The organism is Candidatus Hydrogenedentota bacterium (assembly GCA_035416745.1).
GTDB lineage: Bacteria > Hydrogenedentota > Hydrogenedentia > Hydrogenedentales > SLHB01 > UBA2224.
Genome location: DAOLNV010000029.1, coordinates 1 through 25,376 on the forward strand (window position 1 = coordinate 1; position 25,376 = coordinate 25,376).

The window sequence follows — 25,376 nt, forward strand, 5'->3', positions numbered from 1 at the left end:
CGACTCTAAACACACCGGCCAGCGCCAAATGTATTTGCTCGATGTGAGCAGCGTTGTCCTGGCGACGGAATAAGACATCCTCGCTGTGGCATGACGTCGCTGTGGCGTGGTCTCCCGGCCATGCCACAGCAGACGCGGAGACTTTCGGCCGCAGGCGTGGCGCGGTCGGGAGACCGCGCCACAGCAGACGCCACAGCGGAGCGTTTTGACGCGTTAATCGCCTCCTGTTATGGTCTGAGCTCTACCACGCGCAACAGTTGCCCGGCACCGGGTTGCAGGAGATATCACATGTTGTCTCTCGCCGTTCTTGCCGCTTTCACACTGGGCGCAGTCGACCAGGAACTGGTTGTTGAGCGCGCCGGCACAACCGTCACGGTAACAGGCGCGCATTTCGGGTTGACCGTGGACGCGTCGAAGGGCGGCGAGATGACCTCGCTCCGGCTGCACGACGGCGCGGCTTGGCATGACGTGCTCGAGGGCACGTTCCCCGCCCTTCGGTTCCAGGACGGCGAATCCGAGTGGAAACTGGCGCTCGATATGCGCAAGGGCGAGATCCGGCAGGTCGAGCGCGAGGGCAGGGCGGTGCGTATCCATACCTGCGCTGTGCTGCGGCGCGAAGACGGCACGGGCTCGCCCTGGGGAGTCGATCTGCGCTACGAGATTCATCCCGAGGGAGCGGTGTTCATCGACATGGAATGCAGGCTGGTAAGCGTCCCGTTCACGTTGTCGGAGGCGACCGCGTCGTTTGCGGTGCGTCCGGAAATCGCCGCCTGTCCCAGGTACCGCGACCAGCAGGTGGGCAAACAGGAAATGCCGCTGAAATCGTTCCGGGCGGCCTTCGGCGCGAATCCCGCCAAGAGTTTCACCAACGAGCTCGAGGTCATTGTCGAAGACAACCACCCCATTTCGGGTGCCGTGGCCTACGAATCGGACAAGGGCCGCGCCACGTGGGTTCTCGGGCGCAACGGCGGGACCCTCGAACCGGGGTTTCAGTACCGAAACCGGTTTGCCATCGGCCTGGGAGCGGCGGTCACGAAAAAACCCGGAAGCAACGTCATCGGCCAGCGCGTCTACCACGTAGTGAACTGGCTGGACCTCGAAAACTGGTATCCGGCGAACGAGCACATCGACGCCATGGTCGAGAACTACGCGACGATCATGATTCTGCATCACGAATACCTGTTGCAGCGCGGCAGCAACGGCTACCCCCACGCAGAGTATCGCGTGGCGCGCGATCACGACGCCATGGTGCGGACCATCGACTACGCGCACGCGAAAGGCCTGCGCGTGGGCCTCTACATGCGCGGCATCGAGTGGTACGCCCTCGAGACTGGCTTCTTCGAGAAGTATTGCAGGAAAAACTGGGACGGCATCTATCTCGATTGGCACGGACCCTTCGCCGTGGCCTGGCACGAGAGTCAGTACAAGCCCGAACCCTTCCTCGGCGACCGGCATTTCTCGGAAGACGGTCTGTACACCCCCGCCAGAGCGTATTTCCTGATGACGCGGCGGCTGCGCGAGATGGTCGGGCCGGACGGTTTCCTCATCGGCCACCAGGGGTCGTTCAATTCGGGTACGTTCGCCAATCTGTGCTTCGACGCGTACCTTCCCGGGGAAGCGGGCTCGGACCGCCGCATGTTCTCCGATCGCGACGAGGCCGTCTACAAGGGTATGCTCGCAAGCAGCGTGTGCATGCCCTGGACCCTCGACCTGCCGGACTACCAGAACGCCGAGGGCGCCGCCAAAATGGCCATATGGGGGTTCTATCCACACCTGGTCACGGGAATCGTGGCCCGTCACGGCAAGGAAATCACGTATCCCATCGATCCCAACGACGAACTCTACCGCTTCGTGCTCCCCTATTGGCGCTTGCTGGCGAAGATCGATGTCGAGAAGGCGGAGGTATTCAATACGCCCTCGGTAAACGTCGCCGCCCTGGAGAGTTCCAATCCTGAGGTCGAAGCGCTCATATACAAGGAATCGGCGGACCGGTACCTGGTGGTCGCTGGAAACCTCGGCACGGAGCCGGCCAGCGCGGTATTGACGCTGAACGCCGACGTTCTCGGCATGACGAGCGACTACGCCGCGGTCCGCATCGACGCCGCAACCGGCAACGAAACGCCCTGCGACTACGAAAAGGACACGCTGCGCACCTCCAGCCTGCCCCAATGGGGCATTGAGGGCTATTTGCTCACAAGACAATAAGCGCCCGTGCTCAGGGCGGTGCGATGAACGGCGCGCCGCTCTGGATAGGTATGCCCGCCGGTATGATGAGCCTCTGGACGCCGGTGACAAGGTTGTCGCCCACCACGAGCGTACCCGCATCTCCCGTGAATTCCACAACCTGCTTCATAGTGTTGGGGCTCTGCGTATCGGAAATGATGTTGCCCGTAATAACCGAATCGGACAGGTTCTCGAAATACAGCGCGGAATAGGCCCCGGCTTTTTCCTGGGACGGGTTGAGGATCGAATTGCCAACCAGGATGATCCGCTTGTTGTCTTTGCCCTTGATGGTGACAGCCGTCTGGTGCAGGCGCGTGAAGGTGTTGCCGGTGATGGTGACGTCCGGGGCGCTTTCGAGCACGATCCCGCAGGCCGGATCGAGCTTGTGCCTTTTGCTCGGGTCGTAGGGGTAGCGGCAGAACGTGTTGCCGGTAATAGTGAGTTCGCCCGCGCCGTTGAGCGCATGGACCCCCGGCTGCGCCATGAGCACGATGTTGTTGGCGCTGACCGTGATATCGCGCACGTTGTCGAGCCGGACCCCCTCGCCCTGGCAGTGGGCCAGAGTATTGGCGCTGACCGTGTCGCCGTAGCACTCGCGCGCGAGCACCACGGCGTGCCCGGCGCATTCCTCGATCATGTTGGCGGAAACGAGCGAACCGTACGTGTTCTCGATCACAACGCCGTTGCCGAGGTGGTCGTCAAGGTTGTTGCCGGTCAAGGTGAGGTTGAAGCTGTCGATGCAGCGGACCGCATCTTTGTTTTCTTCGAACTGGTTGGCCGATACCACGATGTCGTGGCAGGCGGCCAGATTGAGGCCGGTGTGCTTGTTGTAGTTGATGAGGCAATCGCTGATGCGGGGGTCCTCGTAGCAATTATCGAGAAAGATCCCGTACGTCCCGTTGTGTTCGGCGGCCACGCGGCTGATGAGGAGTTCGTCGACGGATTTGGCGTAGATGCCGGGGCCGCTCTTGGGATTGCCGGTGACCCGCAAGTCGCAGAGCTGTACGCGCCAGATCGACTTGACGCCCTCGGGCGCGCGGACGTCGATGCCCGCGAGACCGCCTTCGTTCTTGTTGACGATGTGGGTGCTCGTGCCGGACCCGCGCACCATCACGTCGCCGGCGCGAATGCGTAACGGCTCCGTAATCTCGTAGCGCCCCGGCGGAATGGTCACGACCCCTCCCGAAGCGGGCAGGGCCTGGAACGCCGCCTGGAGCGAGTTGAACCCGGCCGCGTCGATGAGTTTGGCGCCTTCGGCCCCCGGCTGGAATTGCTCGTTCTTGGTCGGATCGCCCGCCCAGGAGCGAGGACACACCGCACACGCCAGGCAAGCCGCAACAACACACGTGAGAAACCGCCCCCTGAATCCGGTCATGAGTGGAATCCTCCTTGCTTGAGCCGCTGCAACCCTATTCCCAGGACGGTACCAGCATAGCCACGGATGTGCCGGAGGGCAATAGGGTTCAGGGCCCCACATTGGAGGATAAACGAAGGATCACGACTGGAGCAGGGAGCACGGCGGAAACCCGGGAATGGGGCATGGCGAGGGGCTGGTCTATTCAAAACGCTTTTTGCCGCTGCCGCCAATCGGATAGAATAGACCGACCCTGAAGGGAATCATCGAGGACACACGGTACCGCGAGAGCGGAAGGAGAGGGGCGTGCTATCCATAGCAATACGCGGCATTGCCGGGTCCATATTCCTGGGACTCGGGCTGATTGGGCTGTTTTCACCTGGTACGACGCGAGGGATAGTCAGCGCCTTCGTCGAGAAGGCCCCCGTGCGCATACTCGGGCTGTTCTTGATGGCCCTGGGGGCTGGAATATTCCGGGTGGCAGACCAATTGTACGTACCCATCGTGGGGAAAGTGATTGGTGTGACGCTGTTCATGATCGGAGGCGTCCATATGTTCGTGCCGGAATTCGCCATCATACTCAACGAATGGTGGGTGGCCCGAAAGATGGCGTGGGAGCGGCTGGTCAGCCTCGTCTATATCGGAATCGCCGTTCTGTTCTTCATGCCCCAGGGGGCCACGTTGATGCCCCCGCCGTCGCCACAGGCGCCGTCTGAGATCCAGGCGCCAACCGAAGCACCTCCCTCTCAGAACGAGGCACACAACTCCACCCCCGCGGAGGAATAATTTCGAGCCCCCTACCGCGAGCGCCCGTACTGCGCTTCCGGGAAGTCCGTCACATCCAGAAAGGCAACCTGGACGACGGGAATATTGTCGTACTCGATGGCGCTGGTGCATACAAGCAGCCGGCGGACAACCCCGTCCTTGCGGATGAGGCGCATGTGGAATAACGGGGGCAGGTCTTCGCCGCACTGGCGCCGCTGGATGCGGTCCATAATCAGGGCGTGGTCTGCCGGGACGATCAGCGCGAAGACCTTATCCGGCGTCAGTGCCAGTAACTCGGTCTCCGAGTATCCCGAGATAGCCACCGCCCGGGCATTGACGAATACAACCTTCCCATTTCGTATCAGGGCAAGCCCCTGCAGGGAATTCTCCACGAGCGTTTGGTAGGCGTTTTCCGCCTGGCGCTGCTCGGTGATGTCGTAGGAAATCACCCCCAACAGGCGCTGGCGGCTTTCTGCCTCGAGGGGAAATTTCCAGGTTCGCATGATCCGCGTGCGCCCCTGTTTGTCGACTAGAGGTTCCTCGATGACCAGCGGGCCTTTCGCAAGGGCGGTTTGGTCGTCAGCGAGCGATCTTTCAGCAACTTCACGGGCCATGTATTCGTCCGCGCGTTTTCCTATCCAGTTATCGGCATCGAACCACTCCCGCATCATGCGGTTTGCAAACACGAGGCGGCTTTCCTCGTCTCTTATAGACATCACTCCGGGAAAATTGTCCGCGAAATTCAGGAACATGGTGTGCGCGCGTTCCATGGCTTCCTGCGCCTTCTTCTGCTCCGTGATGTCAATATGGACAACCACGGTCCCCTCGCGGTTGCCCTCGGCGTCGAGCAACTGGGCAGTGTGCCCAACGAATGTGCGGCCGGCAGGTTCGAAACGCTGCTCAATAGAGAATTCTTCACCCGCCAATGCCCGCTCGAGCCATGCCCTCATGCCGGGAGGGCCGCCGAGGAACTCGAACACGTGCTTTCCGACGACCTTTTGCGGGTCAATGGCGAAACCTTCCAGCCCCCGGCCTTCGAAGAAGGTGCAGATGCCGTTCAAATCAGCGGCGAGCAGGATCACCGGCGCGGCCTGAAGCACCTTTTCCAGATGCTGGTTCTTGCGCTGCAGCTCTACCTCGGCGCGTTTACGTCTCTCGATGTCATGGACCGAGCCCACAACAGCCTCGACCGAGCCGTGGTCGTCCAGAACAAGCATCATGGAATCGCTCACCCAATGATAGGCGCCATCCTTGAAACGGAGGCGCAGTTCAACGGTGAGGTTTGCGGTATGGCCCTTGGCGTTTTCCACGGCCTCTCTCATCGCCGCCTGAAGCCGCAGGAAGTCCCCGGGATGGATTTCTTTGGCGAAGTCGCCTAGCCCTCTGTTGATGAACTCCTCATATGAATAGCCATTGAATTCTTCGACGTGGGGGCTGACGTAGTCGTAGCGGTTTTCGCGCATGTTAAACCGGTACAAGACGTGGCGCGCAGCTTCAAGGGCCTCGGTGAAACGGCGTTCCCCCTCGCGAATCTTCTGCTCGGCCGCCAGACGCTTGGAGATGTCGCGTGATACCCCGTACAAGGCCGGTTCGCCATTCCAGAGCCCAAAGTTGAGCCTGGTCTCGACGGGGATGAGCTCCCCGCTTGCGGTCTGGAGCGTGGACTCGCCTGGGGCTCGGTCACCCGCAAGCACTTCCTCGAAAAGCTTTTGAACTTCCCTGCGGCGCTCCGAAGGATGGAGCATCGCGAAGGAGGAGCCGATGAGCTGGTCTTCCGGATAGCCCATGCGTTCGATTATGGCTGTATTGACCTTCAGGATCTGGCCGTCGAGAGACAGCACAAAGACGAAATCTTCGACGCAGTTGAAGAATTCCTGAAGGTTCCGCCGACTGTCTTCGAGGGCTCTTTCGGCCTCCTTCCGTTCCGTAACGTCGATGCTGACGATCTGAACCGCCGGCCGCCCTTCGAACTGCGTGAGGCTTACATAGCTTTCAAAGTGCCGCACACCGCCGTCACGCCGGACGGCTCGATAGGCCAAAGGCTGGATGGGGAACTCGCCGTTGATGGCGGCCGTATAGGCCTCCATGCTCATCTCCCGGTCTTCAGGATGGAAAAAAGTCTCTATCGTCTCAACGACCGACAGGCCGATCATCTCGTCCACCCGACAGCCCAGCATCTCGGCTAGAGCAGGATTGGCGTATACCACTCGATTGTCTTGAAAAAGCGAAAAACCCTGGCGCGAATTCTCAATAAGCACGCGGTGGGCTTCCTGCAACCGCCTCAGGTCGGTGATGTCATAGTCCGCGAAGACAACATGGCTGACGCTGCCATCCTGGTTCTTGAGCGGCGCGGCATTCACGAGATGGTGTCGCGGGATCCCATCTGGCCCAAGGGTAAGTATCGCGTGTTCGGCCACGCTCTTGCCCGTATCCCGCACCCGGAAGAACAGGTCTTTCTCCGGGGGGATGGGCCGGCCATTGGCGTCGCGCAGGTCCCACTCGCTCGCCAGGCACGAACGGCCGGCGAGGTCGTTCACAGACCGTCCCGCCAGTTCCTCCGCGCGGGGATTCGCGAAAACGATCGTGCCCTCGCGGTCCGCGACGATCAGGCCGGCTGCCGTGGTGTCGAGAATGCCGCGCAAGAACTCGGCGTTCTTGCGCATGACCTCCTCGGCCCGGCGCCTGCGAGCCTCTTCGGATTCCAACTCGGCAATCCGGCGGCGTGCCGCCTTGAGTTCGGCCGCAAGATCGGCATTGCGCTTGTAAAGGTCGGTCACACCGTGCCTTTCGGAGCCGCATAGTGCATCGGGATGCACTAGGGCGCCACCCTCCTCTCCGCAAATCCTCCTATTCTTGATTATATATCGTGGAATTTCGGGGACACAATACTCAATTCTGAGTATGAATCCGGAAGACTTCTATGGCGGATAGGGTGCTCGAAATTCCAATTGAGTATTGTGTCCCCGAAATCCTCACTTGTGATTCGGCCGGGATTCGTAGGATACTTTGAGCTTTCGAACCAACTTTGCAACGTGAAGAGTGAGGTGTCCCATGAAAACCAGCCGCCGATCATTTCTCAAGAAGGCATCTGTTCTTTCCTCCCTGCCTTTTATACTGCCCTCGCGCATATGGTGCGCCGAAACCCAGCCGAACGACCGGCTCGTGATGGGTTTCATCGGGATGGGCAAACAGGGCCGGGGCCTGCTCGACGCCTTCCTGAACCGCAAGGCGTGCCGTGTGGTGGCCGTGTGCGACGTCGATACGACACGCAGGACTGCCGCCCAGCAGCAGGTCAATGCGTATTACACCCAGCATACCGATGCCGGCTCGCCCGACTGCGCCGCGTACAACGACTTCCGGGAACTGACCGGGCGGCAAGACATCAATGCGGTGTGCATTGCCACTCCCGATCATTGGCACACCATTCCCGCCATCGCCGCTCTCGAATCGGGCAAGGATGTTTATTGCGAGAAGCCCCTCACGCACAACATCCACGAGGCCATCGCGCTGATGGACGCGGTCAGCGCCAACAAACGGGTGCTCCAGACCGGGTCGATGCAGCGTTCAATGAAGGAATTCCGCGTGGCCTGCGAACTGGTCCGCAACGGCGCCATTGGCGCCATAGAGCGCGTGGAGTGCAGTTTCGGCCCTCCGGGAGTCCCCTGCGACCTGCCGGAAGAGGAGATGGAACCCGGCCTCGACTGGAACATGTGGGTCGGCCCCGCGCCGATGCGCCCGTACAACTCGGTGCTGAGCCCGCGCGGCGTCCACGATCACTACCCGGATTGGCGCAGCTACAGGGAGTTTGGAGGCGGCATGGTGTGCGACTGGGGCGCCCATCACCTCGATATCGCCCAATGGGGACTGGGAATGGATGACAGCGGCCCCGCCGAGGTTCATCCGCCCGAGGATCCGGCGGCGCAACGCGGGGCTGTTCTCCAGTACGCCAACGGCGTCCGCGTCATCCACGTCGACGGTTTCGGCGCGGACTTCTTCGGCAGCGAGGGTGAAATCAAGGTCAACCGCGGCAAATTCGAGTTCTATCGCGACGGCAAGCGCGTGGCGGGGTTCGTCGACCGCGAAAGCGGCGGCTCGCTCGAATCGACCCTCCAACAGGTCGAAAACGAGTACTTGCGCGACGCCAAGATCAAACTCTACCAGAGCTACGACCATGTTCAGGACTTTCTGGACTGCGTCAAGGCGCGCACCAAACCCGTCACCAGCGAAATAGTCGGCGGCCGCAGCGCCATATGCTGCCATCTGATGAACCAGGCGTATTACCACCACGCGGTGATCGAGTGGCTGCCCGAACGCATGCAGTTTGCCCCTGGAAGCGGCGACCCCGCGTGGCTGACCCGCGACTACCGCGAACCCTGGAACGTATAACGATTCCCCATGAACCGTGACCGGCCCGGTTCCCGCGAATGGGACCGGGCCGGCCCTCTACTCTTATATCCCGCCTGCGGGACCTCCCGGCGGGTGCCGGTGACCTTCGCCATCTTCTGGTCTATACTAGCCGTACCGTGGCGATTCGCGTCTCGGGTACGAAAGGAGAGACCGATGGCTTCCCGTATTCCGAAACACCGTAGACGGCGGCACAAGCATGCCGTGGGGGCGCCCCCCGGAACGTTGAAAACGGACCCGAATGGCCTCAAGCCGGCGCTCCATTTGATAGCGTACGGGCCCAGCGATTTCACAGAGATCGACAACCCTGACCTGAGCACGATCCAGCAGCTTCAGGAAAAATGGCCCGTGGTCTGGCTCAATGTGGATGGACTGGGCGACATACAGGTTCTCAGCGAGTTGGGCCGCATATTCGACATCCACCGGCTCGCACTCGAGGACCTCCTCACCATGAACCAGCGCGCCAAGATCGAGGACTACGACAAGAAGCTGTTCGTGGTGATGCGCATGCTCGAACCGGGCCAGGAGGTCAATACCGAACAGCTGAGCATCTTCCTGGGCGAAGGCGTCGTGGTGACGTTTCAGGAACATCCGGGCGACTGCCTCGACCCCGTCCGGAAACGCATTCGAGAAGGGTTGGGCCGCGTGCGGAACATGGGCGCTGACTATCTCGCGTACTGCATTATCGATGCTGTCGTTGACGCCTATTTCCCGTTCCTGGACGAGGTCAGCGAGAGACTCGAGGTTTTGGAAGACGACGCGCTGTACCGGCCCAGTCCCCAGATCGCCGCGCGCATTCACGAAACCAAACGCGATTTGCTGGCGCTGCGCCGGGCCATGGCGCCGATGCGCGAGGCCTTGGGTCTACTGATGCAAGGCAGAACCGGTCACATCACGGAATCCACGCGAATCTACCTCCGGGACTGCTACGATCACTGCATCATGCTGCTCGAGATGATGGAATCGTACCGCGAACTCGTGGGGAGCCTGCTCGAAGTTTATCTGTCGAGCACAAGCAACCGCCTGAACGAGATCATGAAAGTGCTCACCCTCATCTCGAGCATCTTCATCCCGCTGAGCTTCCTCACGGGCCTGTACGGGATGAACTTCGATCGCCAGGCATCCCCCTGGAACATGCCCGAACTGCGCGCGCGATTTGGATATCCCGTCTTCCTGGCCTTTGTCCTGGCCATCGGCATCTTCCAGCTCGTGCTGTATTGGCGGCGCGGATGGTTCAGCAAAGTCATCCGGGGGCCCGTCGCGCCGCCGTCCCGCCGCGACGAAGACGCACAGTGAAATGTGAATGGAGGAATTCATGGCGTCCTTGTATTTGGTGCCCACGCCGATCGGCAACCTCGAGGACATGACGTTCCGCGCCGTGCGCGTGTTGCGCGAGACCGAAGCCTTGGCTTGCGAAGATACCCGCCGCACGCGCGTGCTCCTCGAACACTACGGCATTCCCAAACCCAAGACCGTGTTTTCGTATCACGAGCACAATGAACAGGCTGCGGGCAAGCGCATCCTCGGCTTGCTCGATGCCGGCGTGCCGGTCGCGGTGTGCACGAACGCGGGATACCCCGGCGTGAGCGACCCCGGTTTCCGCATCGCGTCAGACGCGATCGAGGCGGGGCACGAGGTCATCGCGCTGCCCGGGGCAAGCTCGGTTCACGTTGCCCTCGTGCAATCGGGATTGCCCACCTCGAGTTATGTGTTCAAAGGTTTTCCGCCCCGCAAGAGCGGCGCGCGGCGCCGTTTCCTCGCCCTCGAGCGCGACCATCCCCACACCCTGGTGCTGTATGAATCGCCCTACCGCATCGGCGCGCTCCTCGCCGATGCGCTCGAAGAACTCGGCAACCGCCGGGCCGCTGTATGCATCGAACTCACGAAGATGTTTGAAGACGTCAAGCGCGGCGGCCTCGCCGAGCTCGCGAAGACCTTCGAGAACGCCAAAGTCAAAGGCGAGATCACCGTGGTCATCGCCGGCAACAATCCCAAGTTCCTCCGCAGCGCCGCTACGCAAGACGGTACGCACGAGCACGCGTGAGGCGCCCGGCGCGGGGCGTGCGGCAGGGTTACCGGCGAGTGCTTTCGTACCACGCACGCGCCTTTCCGGCTTGCGCGATCGCGTCCATGTGGATGTTGCGGAATTCTTCCTGGGTGGGACGCCACGGTGTCTGCATGAACCCGAAGAGGCGGTCAGGACCGATGACCTGCGTGCAGTGCTCCACGGTTCTCTGCAGGTTTTGAGTCTGCCCGGCGAAATTACTGGCGGTGGGCACCTGGTCGTACCCGTGTCTTTCCAATTGAGCGTAGGCCTTTACCATGAGGTCTTCCGGCTCGAAGTCATCGTTGTAGTACCAATTGCTCTGCAGCACCGACGCCGGCATGTTTGCGAAGAAATCCTCGGGATGTTCCCACAGGTAGTCCGACCAGACCCACGGGCGCGAGCCGCCGTCCTGCGCGGCATCGATGAGCAGGTTCAGGTCGTGCCACCACAGGTCGTACTGGCGGACCACCGAGTAGCGAAGCAGGCGCTGGTTGCCAGCGGTTTCCTCATCCATGCCAAGATGGAAAAAGGCCGGCGTGTCAAACAATTCGATGACTTCCGCGATGAGTTCGGCGCACACCGTGTAATACGTGGGAGTGGAGAGCATGCGGTCATACGGATGCAGCCAGAAATCGTGGCATGCCGAGAAATTCAGCTTGGGAATGGGTTCGAGTCCCAGTTCGCGGCATTTGGCGAGCTCCTCGCGCAAGCGGCCGGTCGACCAGGCGTTCTTGAGGGCGATTTCGGGATGCGACCTGTACTGGACCCCGTTTCCGAGGTCGAGAACGATCATGTTCATGCCCGCCGCGCGCATTTTAGCGAGGATATCGTTCCAGAGCGCATCGTCAACGCGCAGATAGGGCTTGGCTTCGTAATATTTCCGCTCGGCGTCGGGCGGGAGTTCGCGATCCCACCACATTTCGAAGCTGATGTGGACCAGATTGGCCCAGAAAAGGTCTTTTTTGGCTGTTGCAGGCCCCATGCCGCTCCCCTTATCCGTTCAGCCGCTTTGTTGAACACGGTGCGCAAGCGGTCTTGCCCATACCCATGGTAGGCCACGCATCCGAAGCCGTGCAAGTTGGAAAGGGAGCGGAATCCGGACCGCCGGTCTTGTTATACTCTTTGTGCCGTATGCGCTCGCCGGGACGCGGCGGGTGCAGGCAGGAGGTGGTACGTGCCCAGAATACTTGTAGTCGGCAGCGCCAACATCGACCTCGTGACCCGCGTAAAGCGTGTGCCGAAACCCGGGGAAACGGTAATTGGCCTGTCGTTCGACACCGTGCCCGGCGGCAAGGGCGCCAATCAGGCCACGGCGGCGGCCCGGCTCGGCGCCGAGACATGGTTTGCCGGATGCGTCGGCAACGATCCGTTCGGCGAGATGCAGCGGCGCAATCTGTCCGCCGAGGGCATTGATCTCACGTATTTGAAAGTCCATCCAACAGAGCCCACGGGTACGGCGGTCATTCTCGTGGCCGGCCAGGGGCAGAACTCGATCGTGGTCACGCCGGCCGCGAATATGGGCATCACAGCCGACGATATTGCCGGCATGAAAGGCCTTTTCGAGAACACCGACGCCGTGCTGATGCAGTTGGAAATCCCGATGGCAACCGTCGAGGCGGTCCTGGACATGGCCCGCCGACACAGTGTGCTCTCAATAGTCGACGCGGGCCCCGCCCAACAGGTGCCCGACGCGATCATCGAGAAAGCCGAGATCTTCTCGCCCAACGAGACCGAGGCCGAGGCTATCATCGGTCTCCAGATCCGCTCGGTCGACGATGCGCGCGAAGCCGGCAGAGAACTCCTCGAACGCGGCGCGCGGCGCGCCGTGCTCAAGCTCGGGGCGATGGGCGCGTTGTACATCGACCACAAGGAGTGGATCCACGTGCCGGCCTTTTCGATCAAGGCGGTGGACACCACGGCGGCGGGAGACGCGTTCACCGCCGCCCTGGCATTGTGCTGGGAAGTGCGGCGTCCGGGCGACGCGCTCGAGTTTGCCAACGCGGCCGGCGCCCTGGCCGCCATGGTCGCGGGCGCCCAGCCGAGCATGCCCACCCGGGCGGCCGTCGAAGCGTTTCTGAAAGAACGAGGATGATTATCCGTGAAACAAGAGCTGTTGTATTCCGCATCGGTCATGTGCGCCAACCTGGCGCGTCTCGAGGATGACCTGGTCGCTCTCGAGGGCGCGGGCTGCGATGAAATCCATTTTGACGTGATGGACGGTTTGTTTGTCCCCAATTTCACGCTTGGTTTCGATTTGATCAAGGCGGCGCGCTCGAGCTGCGGGTTGCCGTGCAGCGCGCACCTCATGATCTCGCGGCCGGAGAAGTACATCGAACGGTTTGTCGAGGCGGGATGCGGCAGCGTGACCGTTCACGTTGAAGCCTGCATTCACGCCCACCGCGTGTTGAACCAGATCCGCGACGCCGGGGCGTCGCCGGGCATCGCCGTCAACCCCGCAACGGCCTTGACCAAGCTGGATTACCTGTTGGACAGCGCGGACCGCGTACTGGTGATGACGGTCGATCCCGGATATGCGGGCCAGACCATCATCCGGGGCGCTTTCGAGCGGGTCCGCATCCTCAACGAGAATATCCGTTACCGAAAGCTCAAGGTGCGCATCGAGGTCGACGGCAACATCAATGTCCCTAACGCGGCGCTATTGGCCAACGCGGGCGCGTCGATCCTGGACTGCGGCACGTCGAGCATTTTCGATGGCAGGAATCCCGGCGAGGCGCTGGCGGATTTCAGGGAGAAGGTCGCGGCCCAGCGTAAGATAGTTTGAGACTCGCGACGGCGGCGGCGCGCGGTCCAGCGAAGCGTTCTTCCCTGAAAACCGGCGCGCGATACATGATATGCTGGAAGAACCGGGGCTGAGGGCTGCGGTGCAAGGGTGTGCCCGCCGCCCGGGCGCGGTTAACGCCGGCGGGCGGACAGGGGGTACGAGAATGGCACATTCACGCAGGATTTCGCGCCGCTCGATGCTGAAACGCTGCGCATGGGGACTGGGAGCGGCCGCTGCAGCTCCGTATATCGTCCCGGCGTCCGCGCGCGGCGCTGACGGAACGGTGGCGCCGGGCGGGCGCATCGTAATGGCCGGCATCGGCATCGGCGGCCAGGGCCGTCATGACCTCATCAATTTCATGACTCACGACGACGTGCAGTTCGTGGCCGTGTGTGACGTCGATGCCCAGCGCCTCGACGTCGCCAGGAAGATCGTCAACGAGCGCTATGGCAACGAGGACTGCGCCACCTGCCGGGATTTTCGCGAAGTTCTCGCCCGGGACGATATCGACGCGGTGCTCATCGCCACGCCCGATCACTGGCACGCGCTCCTCGCGCTCGCGGCGGTCCGGGCTGGCAAGGACGTCTATTGCGAGAAGCCCATATCCGTCACCATCGCGGAGGGCCGCGCTGTCGCGGAGGCGGTCAAACGTTACGGGGCGGTCTACCAGACAGGCACGCAGCGGCGCTGCATCCCCGCGTTTGCCTATCCCGTGCAGGTCGCCCGGAGCGGGCGCCTCGGGCGGATCCACACCGTGCATACGTATCTGGGGGCGGGACCTTCGTGCGGCGCTGAACCGCCCCAGCCGGTCCCCGAAGGGTTCGACTATGACATGTGGCTGGGCCCGGCGCCCGCGGAACCTTACACGCCCAAGCGCTGCCATGGCTCGTTCCGCTGGATATACGATTATTCGGGCGGGAAGCTGACCGATATCGGCGCCCATTTCAACGACCTCGCGCAATGGGGTATTGATATGGAGTCGACAGGGCCCATCGCGTATGACGGACACGCGACCTTTCCCGAGGACGGGCTCTGGGACACCCCCATGTATTACTCGGTGGTCTGCCGCTACGCGAACGGCATCCGGCTGATCATGCACGATGTCGAGCCGCGCGCGGTGAGGTTCGAGGGCGAAAATGGATGGATTAGCGTGGATGATTCGGGCCTGGTGCTCGCGGACCCCGCCTCCCTGCTCGAGGGCGCGACCTTCAAACAGCAACAATACGACGTCATGTACGGCCATCAGCGCAATTTCCTCGATTGCGTCAAGACGCGGGGGCTGCCTATCGCCAACGCCGAGGTGGCCCACCGCTCGACAACCGTGTGCCACGCGGGCAACATCTGTCTGCGCCTGGGACGCAGACTCGCCTGGGACCCGGTTCAGGAACGGTTTGTGAACGATGACGAGGCCAACCGCATGCTCTCTCGGGCCATGCGCGCGCCTTGGCAACTGTAGCGTTGACCAGAAATGGGGGATACAGCAATGGTGATTCGATTGGGTGCACTGATTGCGGTGCTGGCCTCGTGCGCAGGCGCCGCGTTTGCCCAGACGCCCGCCGAAGCGGCGGAGAAAGTGGCGGCTATCGCGGGATACGACCGCAGCCAAAGCCGCGCACCGCTCACCGAGATCGAGGAACTCGTCCGGGAATCGAAAGGCAACGCTGAATTGCGGAAGGCCATCGGCGACGCGCTCGCGAAGGTTCTCGCGTCCAACGCCACGAAGGACGCGAAACTGTTTGCATGCCGCCAACTGTGGCTGCTGGGGCCGAAGGATGCGTTGCCGGTCCTGAAACCCATGCTGCTCGACAACGGCGCCGTTGATATGGCATGTTACGCGATCGGCCAGGACCCGGTGCCGGAAGCCGGGCAGGTCTTGCGCGAAGCCCTCGCCAGCGCCGGCGGCAACGCGGAGCTCGCCATAGTAAACCTCCTCGGCGACAGGCGGGATGCCGAAGCCGTGACGGCGTTGTGCTCGGTCGCCGGCGGACCCAGACTGCCTGCCGCGTGCGCTGCCGTGCGCGCCCTCGGAAAGATCGGCACCGAAGCCGCGGCCGCCTGCCTCGCGGAATCTCTCGCGTCTGAAGAAGTCACGGTGCGGTCTTCCGCGATGGACGCGTCGCTCGTCTGCGCGGAGGAACTGATCAAAAGCGGCAAGCGCGCGGAAGGCGCGGCTATCTACGCCGAACTGGCCAAAGAGACCTATCCCGCAGCCGTTCAAAAGGCTGCGAAACTGGGCCTGAACAACGCAAGACTCGGGCCGCCTATCGTGTTGTTCGACGGACAGAACATCGATCAGTGGGAAGGCAACATGGACCTGTGGCGCATCGAGAACGGAGCGATCGCCGGAGGGTCGCGCGACAAGCCGGTGCCGCATAACGATTTCTTGTGCACGAAAGAGACCTTCGACAACTTCGAGCTGCGGCTCAAAGTGAAGATATCGAGCGCCGACACCAACGCGGGCATCCAGCTCCGCAGCAAACGCGAACCCGAGAGCCCGGCCGTGAGCGGCTACCAGGCGGACATGGGCCAGAACTACTGGGGCTGCCTGTACGACGAACACCGCCGCGACCAAATCCTTGTCACGGCCGATCAGGAGACGGTGAGCAAAGTCATCAACGTCACTGACTGGAACGAGTACGTCATTCGATGCGAGGGCAAGCGCATCCAGCTCTGGCTCAACGGAGCGCAGACCGCCGATTACACCGAAACCGATGACGGCATCCCGCAAACCGGCATTATCGGCCTCCAGATCCACCAGGGCCCACCCAGCCAGGCGTATTACAGGGATATCGTGCTTCGGAAGATCGTGCCCATCGAATAGGGCGCACGCCGTCTTCCGCCGCCCCTGCTGGGCTGGCGATGACCTTCGATACAGGGTAAGCCCTGCGGGGTTCCGCCTGCCGGCCCGCTCGCTATCCGCACAAGCGATATTATTCGATCGTAAGCGTGCGCTTGACGGCCTGTCCTGTCGGCGGAATCACGAAATACTGGTTTGCGGACCGCTCGGCCGCGGGCTCGGTGGTGTAGGCCGAGCCTTCCGGCGTCAGCGTGATGGTCTTGTTTGCCGCGTCGAGGCCCGCGGGCACGTAGATCCGCGTCGGCGAGGTCACTTCAGGCTCCTCGAGCCACGTGCAGGTGAACGAGCCCGCCATCAGGTCGTTGTCGTACGCCAACAGCTGTCCGGCCAGCCGCGAGGGGACCGCCCGCTGCAGCGCAGGCAGGTACGCCGCGTCGATGAGATACCTCCCGTATTCCCAGTAGGTGTCGCTGCACAGAATGTCCTCGAACACGTCCACCACTCCCCATACCGCGGGGACAACGTCCGCGCCGTGCCCGCCGAAGGCCCCCCACTCGCCCACGAGCATGGGCATGCCGAGGCGCTCGGCTGTTTCGCGGTGGCGTTTGAAGATGAGTTCGACGCGCGCGTTGTTCGACTTCGCGAGGTCCGGCGAGTCGACCACGATGTCGTAGCCGTGCGGGGCGTACGCCTGTTGGGGGGCGCGCCGCCCGTCCGGCCCCACGAGCGGCTGAATGTGAGAGTATACGCCCATGTTCGATGCATAGTTCGCTTCCATGAAAATGATGTGGTTGGTGTCTGCCTCGCGGATGGCGTTCGTGACCCGTTGGTACATCGCCGTTAACCGTGCCTTTTCGAATTCCTCGTAGGCCGTTGCCGAAGCATCCACGAGCTGCGTATAGAAGTCCAGGTTGTTCATGTATTGCATGAGCTCGCTGCGTCCCGCGGCGTCGAGCCACATGCCAATGATCTGCTCGGCCGTTGGCGCGGCGTCGCCCAGTTCCGCCTTGAGCAATTCGGCTGCCTTGCCGATCATGAGTCCCTGGCCTTGCAGGATGAGACCGCCCGGAAACGGCTCGTTCATGAGGTCATAACCGATGACTGCCGGGTTGTCCGCGTACCGTTCTGCCACGTGACGCCATGCCGCCGCGTAATGGTCCTGGACACCGATACCGTCCGAAGCGGGCTTGTTTGCCCAGAAATTCTCGAAGGCGCGTTGAATGGCGGGACTTGTCAGATAGGCATCGCTCCAGATCCCCCCTTCGTGGATGTGCGGCAGCCCGTCGTTCAGAGTAGCCCACTCGGGCGCGCCGTCCGAATACAACACGCTGTATAGGTCCTGGTGCATATCGAGAAACACGTAAAGACCATGGTTCGCCGCCCACTCGACGCGCTTGTCCATCTCCGCGAGGTACGCATCGTCGTACACGCCGGGTTCGGGCTCGACGCCGTCCCAGATAATGCCCAGGCGAATTACGTTCATGCCCCAATCGCGCAGGCGGGCGAAATCCTCCTCGGTGTGCCACGACAGATAATTGCGCTCGGGCGACTTATCGACGATGTTCACGCCGTGGAGAAGGAGCTCGCGCCCTTCCGTGTCGATGAACCGGGTGCCCAGCGTCGTAACGAACTTAGTTGCGTCTACGGGCGGCAAGGCCGGCCCGGCTTTTGCTTCAGGCGCTGGCGCTTCGGGCACAGGCGCCCGCACGGCAGGCGCCTCGGGCGCGGGTGGCTGAGGGGGCGTTTCCTTCTCGCCGCCGCAGCCGAAGATCGTCAAAGCCGCTGCAAGGCTCAATACAAGTGCTGGTGTTCTCATGTCTTCTTCTCCCATCCCGTTTGGCCGCGGAACCTGGCCGGCCCAGGAAAGACACAGCCGCCGGCCCGCCAGTTCGCAGGGTTTCCTCTATCATCCCAGATATCGTTGCGCACTTCTACCCGGCCCGGGAACCAGGGAATTGGCCGCCGCGGTCAGGCCGCGGGCTCGCCGGCCGGTCTCACAAAAGAGAACGGAGTCACACGCTTCGGGCGTTCACGCCTCCTGCTTCCCTTCACATACGGCGGCATAAACATGCTCGAGGCGGCGGGTAAGCAGGGCCGGCCGGTGCTGCGTGCGGATCGTCTCTCGCGCGGTGGTCCCGAGGTATTCGCGCAGGCCCCGGTCGTGACGCAGCCGGAGAATGGCGTCCGCCAGTGTGCGGGGCTCGTTGTCCGGGACGATGAGGCCGTCGATGCCGTCCGTGATGGGTCCCGCGGCGGAGCGGCACGCAATCACGGGCCGTCCCGCCGCCATGGCATTCAGAATCTTGATGGGATACCCCGACCACGACACGCGCGGGCAGACTACTAGCACGTCGCGCGCCAGCACGTCCCGCAGTGCCGCCATGTCGGGCGTGGGAACTACGTGGTCGGCCCGCACGCGGCGCCCATCCGTTGCGGCCGTCGCAACGAGCAGGCGCGCCTCGGGCTCGGAAGCCCGGACCGCGTCCATCGCGGCGCGTATCAGCTCGAGATTCTGGTACGCGTCGAGATTCCCCGTGTACAGCACCTCGGCAGGCGCGTCGGCATACCTGGGTTCTTCAAACACGGCTACATCCGCCGGGGGCGGAATGACCGAAACTCTAGCGGTCTCGCACCCCAGCGAAACCAGGTAGTCCGCCAGCCGGCGGTGGGGCGCAAGCACGTGGTCCGCGCGTTTGGGGAACGTCCGGTCGAGCCACGCGCCGAAGCGCCGCGCCCAGGGCTGCCCTGAGAAGTACCACGGCAACTCGTCGGCCATGGCGTTATGGGCATGGTAAACAAGCGGCCGCACCCGCGCCGCCAGCGCCACCATCAGCCCCTCATAATTGTGCGCGTGAACAACCTCGATGTTGTGTTCCCGCACCATCCGCCGAAGCGTTTTGACTAGAAACGCGTCCAGCAACGGCTTCATCAGCGACGGGCCCGCCGAAGTCTTGCGGTAACCCGGCAGCCGAGGGCATCGGTGCACGATGAACTCGGCGTCCGCCTCGCCGATACCGTGCCCGTACACGACGACATGTACGTCGTGGCCGGCTTCGTGCAGCGCCCGGGCCGTATCCTGAAGCAGCACCTGCGACCCTTGGGGCACGGGGTATGGACACGCCGCCACCATCGCGATGCGCCGCGTCATTCGAAATACCCCAGGTCGCGGAGCCGCCGTTCAACGGCGCCCGCTTGGTCCGGCGAATACGTCCGGCTCGCGTGCGGCGCAAACGGCACGCTCTCCGCCATTACGCCCGGCTCGAGCAGGCTCGCGCCGTCCATTGGCGGGACCGGCACGCCCATTTCGGCCAAGACAGTCGGCGCGACGTCTTCGAGCCGCGCAAACCCCGCAGGCGTTGGCTTTGACAGAAACAGTACGCCTGTGGGGCGGTGGTTGCCGTTCATACCGCGTTCTTTGCCACCGAGGTACTCCTCAGGGCCGATTCGCCGAAACAAGGAACCGCCCCGGGCGCGCAGGCACGAATGCGAATAGCCGCCTTCCAGCGCGAGTTCGAGGATAATGTCAGGCGCGCGGTCCACAAACGGCCCCTCAAACAGGTCATCGCGGCGCCACGCCTTCCCGATGGGCGCCCAGGCGCGCAGGTCCGCGCACAGGCGCTCACAGAAGCCCTCGTATTCGCGAGCATCAACCTGGCCATTCAGTTCGCGGCCGCACAGGTTGACCCGGACCGACGGGAAGTAGTTCAGTTCCTCGGACCACGCCGTCGTATGCGCCCAGTCGATGCCGCGGAACCGCGATGCGCTCTCCGCGCGCGACGCCATTCCCCGCAGACGCCGGAACAACGCGCCGCGCCAAGCTCCGGGCACCAGGGTCAACGCCGCCTGTTTGAGTAACGGCTCCCCGCCGCCCGAGAACCGCAGATACCCCATCCGCGCCAGCCAGTTGTTGAGATGCACAACCCCCGTGCCCGCGCCACCGAAACCGTGGTCCGATACCACCCCAACAGTCACATCGGGGCCTGCCGCATCCGCCAGGCGCCCGACCGCTTCGTCCAGCCGTTGATAAACCTGCGCAATGGCCCTCTCGAAACCCGGCTGATGGCGCGGCGACTTCGGGTCGTGAAACATCCAGAAATGGTGGGCCACCGTGTCCGACTCGCCAAACACCACCATGAAGAAGTCCCAGGGCTCGCGCCGGTACAAACGCAATGCCGTGGACTCTTTAGCCGCCACCCCCTCGAGCAGTTTCGCGAGAGCCTTGGCATGCCACCCGCAGCCAATGCCGGTTTCCTGGAAATCCGCGAACCGCCACCCGCGAACCTCAGGAAACAATTCGCTGGGACTTACAAACGACCGGTCGACCCGCGTACAAACAGGCGAATCGAAGCCTGACACCATGAACCCGTTCACGGTTTCCGGCGGGTAGGTTGACGGGACGCCGAGCACGCCCACTCGCTTGCCCGCAGCCGAGAGGATATTCCAAAGCGCCGGGGCGCCGCGCTGAGTGCTGTTTACAAACTCGATGGCGTAGGCCCCCTCGCGCATCCGGGTAAAGTCGAAAATCCCGTGTTTCCCAGGGTTTACCCCGGTCACGCAGGTTGTCCACGCCGGAAACGTCACCGGAGGCGTCGTACTGGCACACCGGACATACGCCCCGCCTCCGCGCAGCCGCGCCAAGTTCGGCAGCCAACCCGCATCCATCCACGGTTCGACCAGCGAAGGCTCCGCGCCGTCGAGACCTATCAGCAAGAACCGCGCCATGCCCGTATTCTAGCAAAACCCCGGCTCGAGTACCCGCCAGCCGTCTTCTCCCTTCCGGCCGCCCGCTGAAGGCGGTGCGCGCAGACAAGATTTCGATGGACACCTAGTGAATCGCGCGCTATAGTTAACTCGTATGAATGGCCATGGGAACAGTACCAGGGGCTGGGGTACCTGCCATGTGCACGCGACATCGGGCGGGGGCGCCAAGGGGACCAAGAGGGCCGGTCCTGTTCTTTTTACCCGCCCGTATGGACGGCAGGAACTGTCGTGCGCTTCGGGCCGCCCGCCGGCGCTATGTTCACAGACCCCTCCTTCTCGAAAAGGCCTCAGGGTTTGCCGGCCGTCTACATAAACTGAGCCCTTCGCAACATGCTTGGTCCTACACCCCTCCCGGAACAGAATCGCGCGCCAAAGCGCTGCAAGGGGACACGCCATGACACGCTTCCGCTCGGAAAAAGTGGCCGCATTGTTTCTTAAAGGGCTAATCGTCCTGGTGGTTTGGGGCGTCATCGGGTTTGGCGTATGGAAATATCTGGGAGAGGAATGGGGCGCCAAAAGCGATGTCACTGTGTTTGAACCTGAAGTGCAGCTCTATACCGCCGCATACCCGTTCCTTGACCCTCCGCTCGAGGGCGGGGGGTATATACGCGCCAAAGCGGTCGTCGTTGACGTCACGGATTCGGCCGTTCTTCCCCTGACGTTCGCATTATCGCCGGACATTGCCGCCAGAGACCCGGCCGAAGTAGGCACCGTCATTCAAGTTGAGCGACTCCTGCAACAAGTCGCTACGTACGCGGACCAGACCCCGGCCTACCGGCAAAATGCCTTGGTTCGCCTGGTGGACCTTGCCGCCGGATGCACCCTGGGAGAGGCATTCATCGAAGGAAACGATCCCCCCGAAACGAAGGCCGCCGGCAAACCCGGCTTCGGGGATGTGCCGGACGGTCAGATCCCCGACCTGCTTGCCTCTCTGCCCCGCATCACCTGGGACGGGTCGCAGGTCGTGGAAGCCTCTGCGCAGACCACCGCCCGGGGAGGGCTTCCCGGCGGCTACGGCGGAAGCGCTTTCCAGGCAAGCCCGTTTGTGGGCGACGGGTCAATGCGGCGGGCCGATGCCCTCGGCGCGCGCGCTGAGACGGCGTCCAAGGAGAAGTCCCGCGCATCGGATATCGTGAAACGGCTTGCCCCGGGCATGAGCATCGACGATACCATTGCTTATCTGGGCCTTCCGCAAAGCCGCGGCAAGATTGGAGCAGGAAACCACACAATAACAGAATGCACGTGGCAGCTTCCGGATGGCAGCACCCTTACGTGTGATTTCCACACGGACGGTCTTCATGAATGGAAGGTCGAGTAGTATCGTGAGCCGAATCGCTTGTAGCTCGCGCACATGGGCATACGCGGGTCTTGTTGGCTGCGGCTTCAGCCCGCCCCGGAAGGCGGGCATTCGTACCGCAGCGCAGGAACATGCAGACAATCTGAATAAGCTCCTTTGGTTGTGACTCGGTGCACCAGCGCCGAAAGCGCTCGGGATTCGCCATATCGTTGCGCCCGTGGCGCTGTGCTTGATTCTCCGGAATCATCTGATAGAATGAAAGGGTCAGAGGGGCTCGCGGTCAGGGCTGTAGGGTTCGCATTGATGATGCCGGGTGCTCTTCAGGGTTCTCATTCGTTGCGCCGCGTTCCGGGGCCCGCGCATATTTCTTCCGGGCGCCGGTATAGCGTCCTGAATTGCGCGTCGCGCCGGACGCGCTCCGACTGAGGCGGCTGCGGCATACCCGTTCACAGCGAGGACAGCTTGGTGCAGGCGGGGCAAACCTCCGCGTGCACCGGTCGAACAAGCCCCACGGACACGCAGGGGCGGTCTCATCGCGGATGATGCCGTATCGCGGAATGCGGCATTGAGCCGGTTGCCGTGAGACGTAAGAAAGCGGATGCTCAGAGGGCGTGGCGATGGTCAAGGTTGCGTTCGTGGGATGCGGAGGAATTCACAAGGTACACTGCAACAATCTAACCCGCAACCCCGATGCCGCCATCGTCGGACATTGTGACGTGGAACGCGAACGCGCTGTCGAAGCCGCTCATCAGTTCGGGGGCGAAGCCTTTACCGATTTCAATGCGCTCTTCGACAAGACAAAGCCGCATGCGGCATTCATCACGGTGCCCCCATATGCGCATGGCGGGATGGAAGAAGCCGCCGCGGAACGCGGAATCCACCTCTTTATCGAGAAACCCGTTGCCTTAACCAGAGAAACCGCCCGGCGAGTCTCCGCGGCGGTGCTCCATGCGAAGATCATCTGCAGCGTGGGGTACTGCCTCCGTTACTACGAGACCGTGGCCATTGCCCGCAAGCAATTGGAAGGACGGCCTATCGCCTTGGCCACGGGCTATTGGCGGGGCGGAATGTCCCCGGCGTCCTGGTGGCGACGAATGGACAAGAGCGGCGGACAGGCACACGAACAAAGCACCCACATATTCGATCTTTTGCGCTACCTTTGCGGGGAAATCAAAGAAGTGCATGCAATCGGCTCAACGGGCTGCATGAGCAAGATCGCCGGCTATGACATTCACGACAGCAGCGTCGTTTCGCTGCGGTTCAAGAACGGCGCAAGCGGGGCAGTGTTCTCGTCGTGCGTCAACGGAAACTGCGCGGCCGCGGGGCTCGATGTGGTCTGTCCAGACCTCGAACTCACGCTCAAGCAGGGAAGCCTTACACTTCGCGAAGACGGCAAGACCATTCAAATCGAATCCAAAGCCGACCGGTTTGAGGAAGAAACGCGTATCTTCATCGAAGCCGTCAAGACCCGAAAAAGGAACAAGATCCGGTCCACGTACGCTGATGCCGTAAAATCCCTCCTCGTAACCCTCGCCGCCAACGAATCCATGCGGTCGGGGATGCCCGTGAAGCCGTGAAAATGGGCTTTCCTGTCCGCGTTTTCAAGGTATTTGTGGGCCACAGCATCTAGTAGCTCTTTTCAAAACCACCACTTTATATTGGAGGTGCCAGAACCGGTGTAAATACTGCTGCCCAAAAATCGTCAGGTCGACAAATTATTGCCACACAATACTTTACAGCTTGGAATCTCTTGACACATCCCTTCCCCGATGGTACAATTCCGGTGATGTAGAGGTTCCCTGCGTTGGGGTGGCCGAGGCGATGGAGTGGATGACGAGAGCAAATGCTGAACTGGCGTAAAGAAAAGGGCGGCGCCAATGCGGCGAGCAAACCCGCGCAGAAGGCGAAGGCCGGAAGCGGGGCAAACGCGACGCCCGAACGGAAATCGCGACCGGTCGCGGAAACCGATTCGCACGAGAATGCCGCTTCGCCGACCGGGCCCGACAACCGCCGGCGTCTGGGAGAGATGCTGGTTGGCGAAGGCATCATCTCTCAAAAGCAACTGGACGAAGCCCTGGACAAGAAGGAGAACCACGGCGGATTCGTAGGGCAGATCCTCGTTGAACTCGGTCACATCAGACAGAACGATCTCATTTCTTTCCTGGTCAAACAGTGCAAGATCCCACACATAAGCTTGGCAGACTATCATATCAACAATGAACTGCTGAGTCTTGTGCCCGAAGAGATATGCGTCCAGCACGGACTGCTTCCGATCGACAAGCTGGGCAAGATCCTGACCGTGGCCATGGTAGACCCTCTTGATGCCGACGCGCTGGAAGCGGTGCGCCAGGCATGCCCGGACCTGCGCATCAAGCCCATATTGTGCGATTGGAACCATTTCTCGCCGGCCTGCGAACGCTTGTTTAGCCGAAGCAGCGATGGTGTTCAAAAAGTGACGGCAAGTTCTCTGGGACTCTCCGAAACGGCGCCGCAACCCCCGAAACAGGAATCAGAGACGCCTCCGAGCGCTGAAACGGCCGAAAGCACTCCGTCCACTGAGCCGGTAATGCCGAAAGGACCCCAAGAAGCGGAGATCGAGGTCGCGGTAGATGCGCGCGTGAAGGCGGACTTGGCGCCCGAAACCAAGCAGGCGCCGGCGTCGACCCCCGCGCCTGTCGTGAACATCGATGCCGAGCAGATCGCGGCCCAGCTCCGCGAGGGCATGCGCGACGTCATCGCTTCCCTGGAACAATCCCGTAACGCCTCCCCGGCGCCCGCGCCCATCGTGAACATCGATGCCGAGCAGATCGCGGCCCACGTCCGCGACGGCATGCGCGACGTCATCGCTTCCCTGGAACAATCCCGTAACGCCTCCGCGGCGCCCGCGCCCATCGTGAACATCGATGCCGAGCAGATCGCGGCTCACGTCCGCGACGGCATGCGCGA

General features: G+C 62.3%; 18 protein-coding genes. 12 read left to right on the plus strand and 6 right to left on the minus strand.

All coding sequences use genetic code 11. The features are described from left to right. The first annotated feature begins 288 nt into the window (after window positions 1-288). Window positions 289-2,205, plus strand: coding sequence for a hypothetical protein (locus PLJ71_10820; GenBank protein HQM49171.1), 1,917 nt, complete (start codon window positions 289-291; stop codon window positions 2,203-2,205). A 10-nt stretch (window positions 2,206-2,215) separates the two neighbouring features. Here PLJ71_10820 and PLJ71_10825 read toward each other — a convergent pair whose 3' ends face one another. Next, window positions 2,216-3,598, minus strand: coding sequence for a right-handed parallel beta-helix repeat-containing protein (locus tag PLJ71_10825; protein HQM49172.1), 1,383 nt, complete (start codon window positions 3,596-3,598; stop codon window positions 2,216-2,218). Between the two features lie 285 nt (window positions 3,599-3,883). On the opposite strand from PLJ71_10825, the gene PLJ71_10830 reads away from it, so the two are divergent. Continuing rightward, window positions 3,884-4,363, plus strand: coding sequence for a hypothetical protein (locus PLJ71_10830; GenBank protein HQM49173.1), 480 nt, complete (start codon window positions 3,884-3,886; stop codon window positions 4,361-4,363). An 11-nt stretch (window positions 4,364-4,374) separates the two neighbouring features. Here PLJ71_10830 and PLJ71_10835 read toward each other — a convergent pair whose 3' ends face one another. Then, window positions 4,375-7,158 carry a PAS domain S-box protein gene (locus tag PLJ71_10835; GenBank protein ID HQM49174.1) on the minus strand — a complete coding sequence of 928 codons (2,784 nt, stop codon included), beginning with the start codon at window positions 7,156-7,158 and terminating at the stop codon, window positions 4,375-4,377. Window positions 7,159-7,393: 235 nt separating this feature from the next. Here PLJ71_10835 and PLJ71_10840 point away from each other — a divergent pair, with 235 nt between their 5' ends. The 3 genes from PLJ71_10840 to rsmI all read left to right on the plus strand — a co-directional run bounded on the left by PLJ71_10840 (window position 7,394) and on the right by rsmI (window position 10,790). Further along, window positions 7,394-8,728, plus strand: coding sequence for a Gfo/Idh/MocA family oxidoreductase (locus tag PLJ71_10840; protein ID HQM49175.1), 1,335 nt, complete (start codon window positions 7,394-7,396; stop codon window positions 8,726-8,728). A gap of 174 nt (window positions 8,729-8,902) precedes the next feature. After that, window positions 8,903-10,042, plus strand: a complete 1,140-nt coding sequence (gene corA, locus PLJ71_10845; protein HQM49176.1) for a magnesium/cobalt transporter CorA — start codon at window positions 8,903-8,905, stop codon at window positions 10,040-10,042. 19 nt (window positions 10,043-10,061) lie between these two features. Further along, window positions 10,062-10,790, plus strand: a complete 729-nt coding sequence (gene rsmI / locus PLJ71_10850; GenBank protein ID HQM49177.1) for a 16S rRNA (cytidine(1402)-2'-O)-methyltransferase — start codon at window positions 10,062-10,064, stop codon at window positions 10,788-10,790. 28 nt (window positions 10,791-10,818) lie between these two features. Here the strand turns inward: rsmI and PLJ71_10855 are convergent, their stop codons facing one another. After that, entirely contained in the window at window positions 10,819-11,775 is a 957-nt protein-coding gene (locus PLJ71_10855; protein ID HQM49178.1) for a Tat pathway signal protein, read from the minus strand. 192 nt (window positions 11,776-11,967) lie between these two features. On the opposite strand from PLJ71_10855, the gene rbsK reads away from it, so the two are divergent. The 4 genes from rbsK (at window position 11,968) to PLJ71_10875 (ending at window position 16,396) form a co-directional block, all read left to right on the plus strand. Further along, window positions 11,968-12,885, plus strand: coding sequence for a ribokinase (gene rbsK / locus PLJ71_10860; protein ID HQM49179.1), 918 nt, complete (start codon window positions 11,968-11,970; stop codon window positions 12,883-12,885). Between the two features lie 6 nt (window positions 12,886-12,891). Then, window positions 12,892-13,575, plus strand: coding sequence for a ribulose-phosphate 3-epimerase (gene rpe / locus PLJ71_10865; GenBank protein ID HQM49180.1), 684 nt, complete (start codon window positions 12,892-12,894; stop codon window positions 13,573-13,575). A gap of 163 nt (window positions 13,576-13,738) precedes the next feature. Beyond that, window positions 13,739-15,031 carry a Gfo/Idh/MocA family oxidoreductase gene (locus PLJ71_10870; GenBank protein HQM49181.1) on the plus strand — a complete coding sequence of 431 codons (1,293 nt, stop codon included), beginning with the start codon at window positions 13,739-13,741 and terminating at the stop codon, window positions 15,029-15,031. A 27-nt stretch (window positions 15,032-15,058) separates the two neighbouring features. Beyond that, window positions 15,059-16,396: a DUF1080 domain-containing protein gene (locus PLJ71_10875; protein ID HQM49182.1), complete on the plus strand. Its 1,338-nt coding sequence runs from the start codon at window positions 15,059-15,061 to the stop codon at window positions 16,394-16,396. 109 nt (window positions 16,397-16,505) lie between these two features. Here the strand turns inward: PLJ71_10875 and PLJ71_10880 are convergent, their stop codons facing one another. From PLJ71_10880 to PLJ71_10890, 3 genes are all read right to left on the minus strand, one after another. Next, a complete protein-coding gene (locus PLJ71_10880; protein ID HQM49183.1) occupies window positions 16,506-18,188 on the minus strand; it encodes a cellulase family glycosylhydrolase in 1,683 nt (560 codons plus the stop codon). A gap of 213 nt (window positions 18,189-18,401) precedes the next feature. After that, window positions 18,402-19,520 carry a glycosyltransferase family 4 protein gene (locus tag PLJ71_10885; GenBank protein HQM49184.1) on the minus strand — a complete coding sequence of 373 codons (1,119 nt, stop codon included), beginning with the start codon at window positions 19,518-19,520 and terminating at the stop codon, window positions 18,402-18,404. Continuing rightward, window positions 19,517-21,094 (minus strand): alkaline phosphatase family protein, encoded by a 1,578-nt coding sequence (locus tag PLJ71_10890; protein HQM49185.1) that lies wholly within the window; start codon window positions 21,092-21,094, stop codon window positions 19,517-19,519. The genes PLJ71_10885 and PLJ71_10890 overlap by 4 nt, the downstream gene beginning before the upstream one ends. A gap of 433 nt (window positions 21,095-21,527) precedes the next feature. Between PLJ71_10890 and PLJ71_10895 the strand changes: the two genes are divergently transcribed. The 3 genes from PLJ71_10895 to PLJ71_10905 form a co-directional block, all read left to right on the plus strand. Next, entirely contained in the window at window positions 21,528-22,451 is a 924-nt protein-coding gene (locus PLJ71_10895) for a hypothetical protein (GenBank protein ID HQM49186.1), read from the plus strand. Window positions 22,452-23,047: 596 nt separating this feature from the next. Beyond that, a complete protein-coding gene (locus PLJ71_10900) occupies window positions 23,048-24,007 on the plus strand; it encodes a Gfo/Idh/MocA family oxidoreductase (protein HQM49187.1) in 960 nt (319 codons plus the stop codon). Window positions 24,008-24,273: 266 nt separating this feature from the next. Then, on the plus strand, window positions 24,274-25,376 hold a 1,103-nt coding region (locus PLJ71_10905), incomplete at its 3' end, for a hypothetical protein (protein ID HQM49188.1).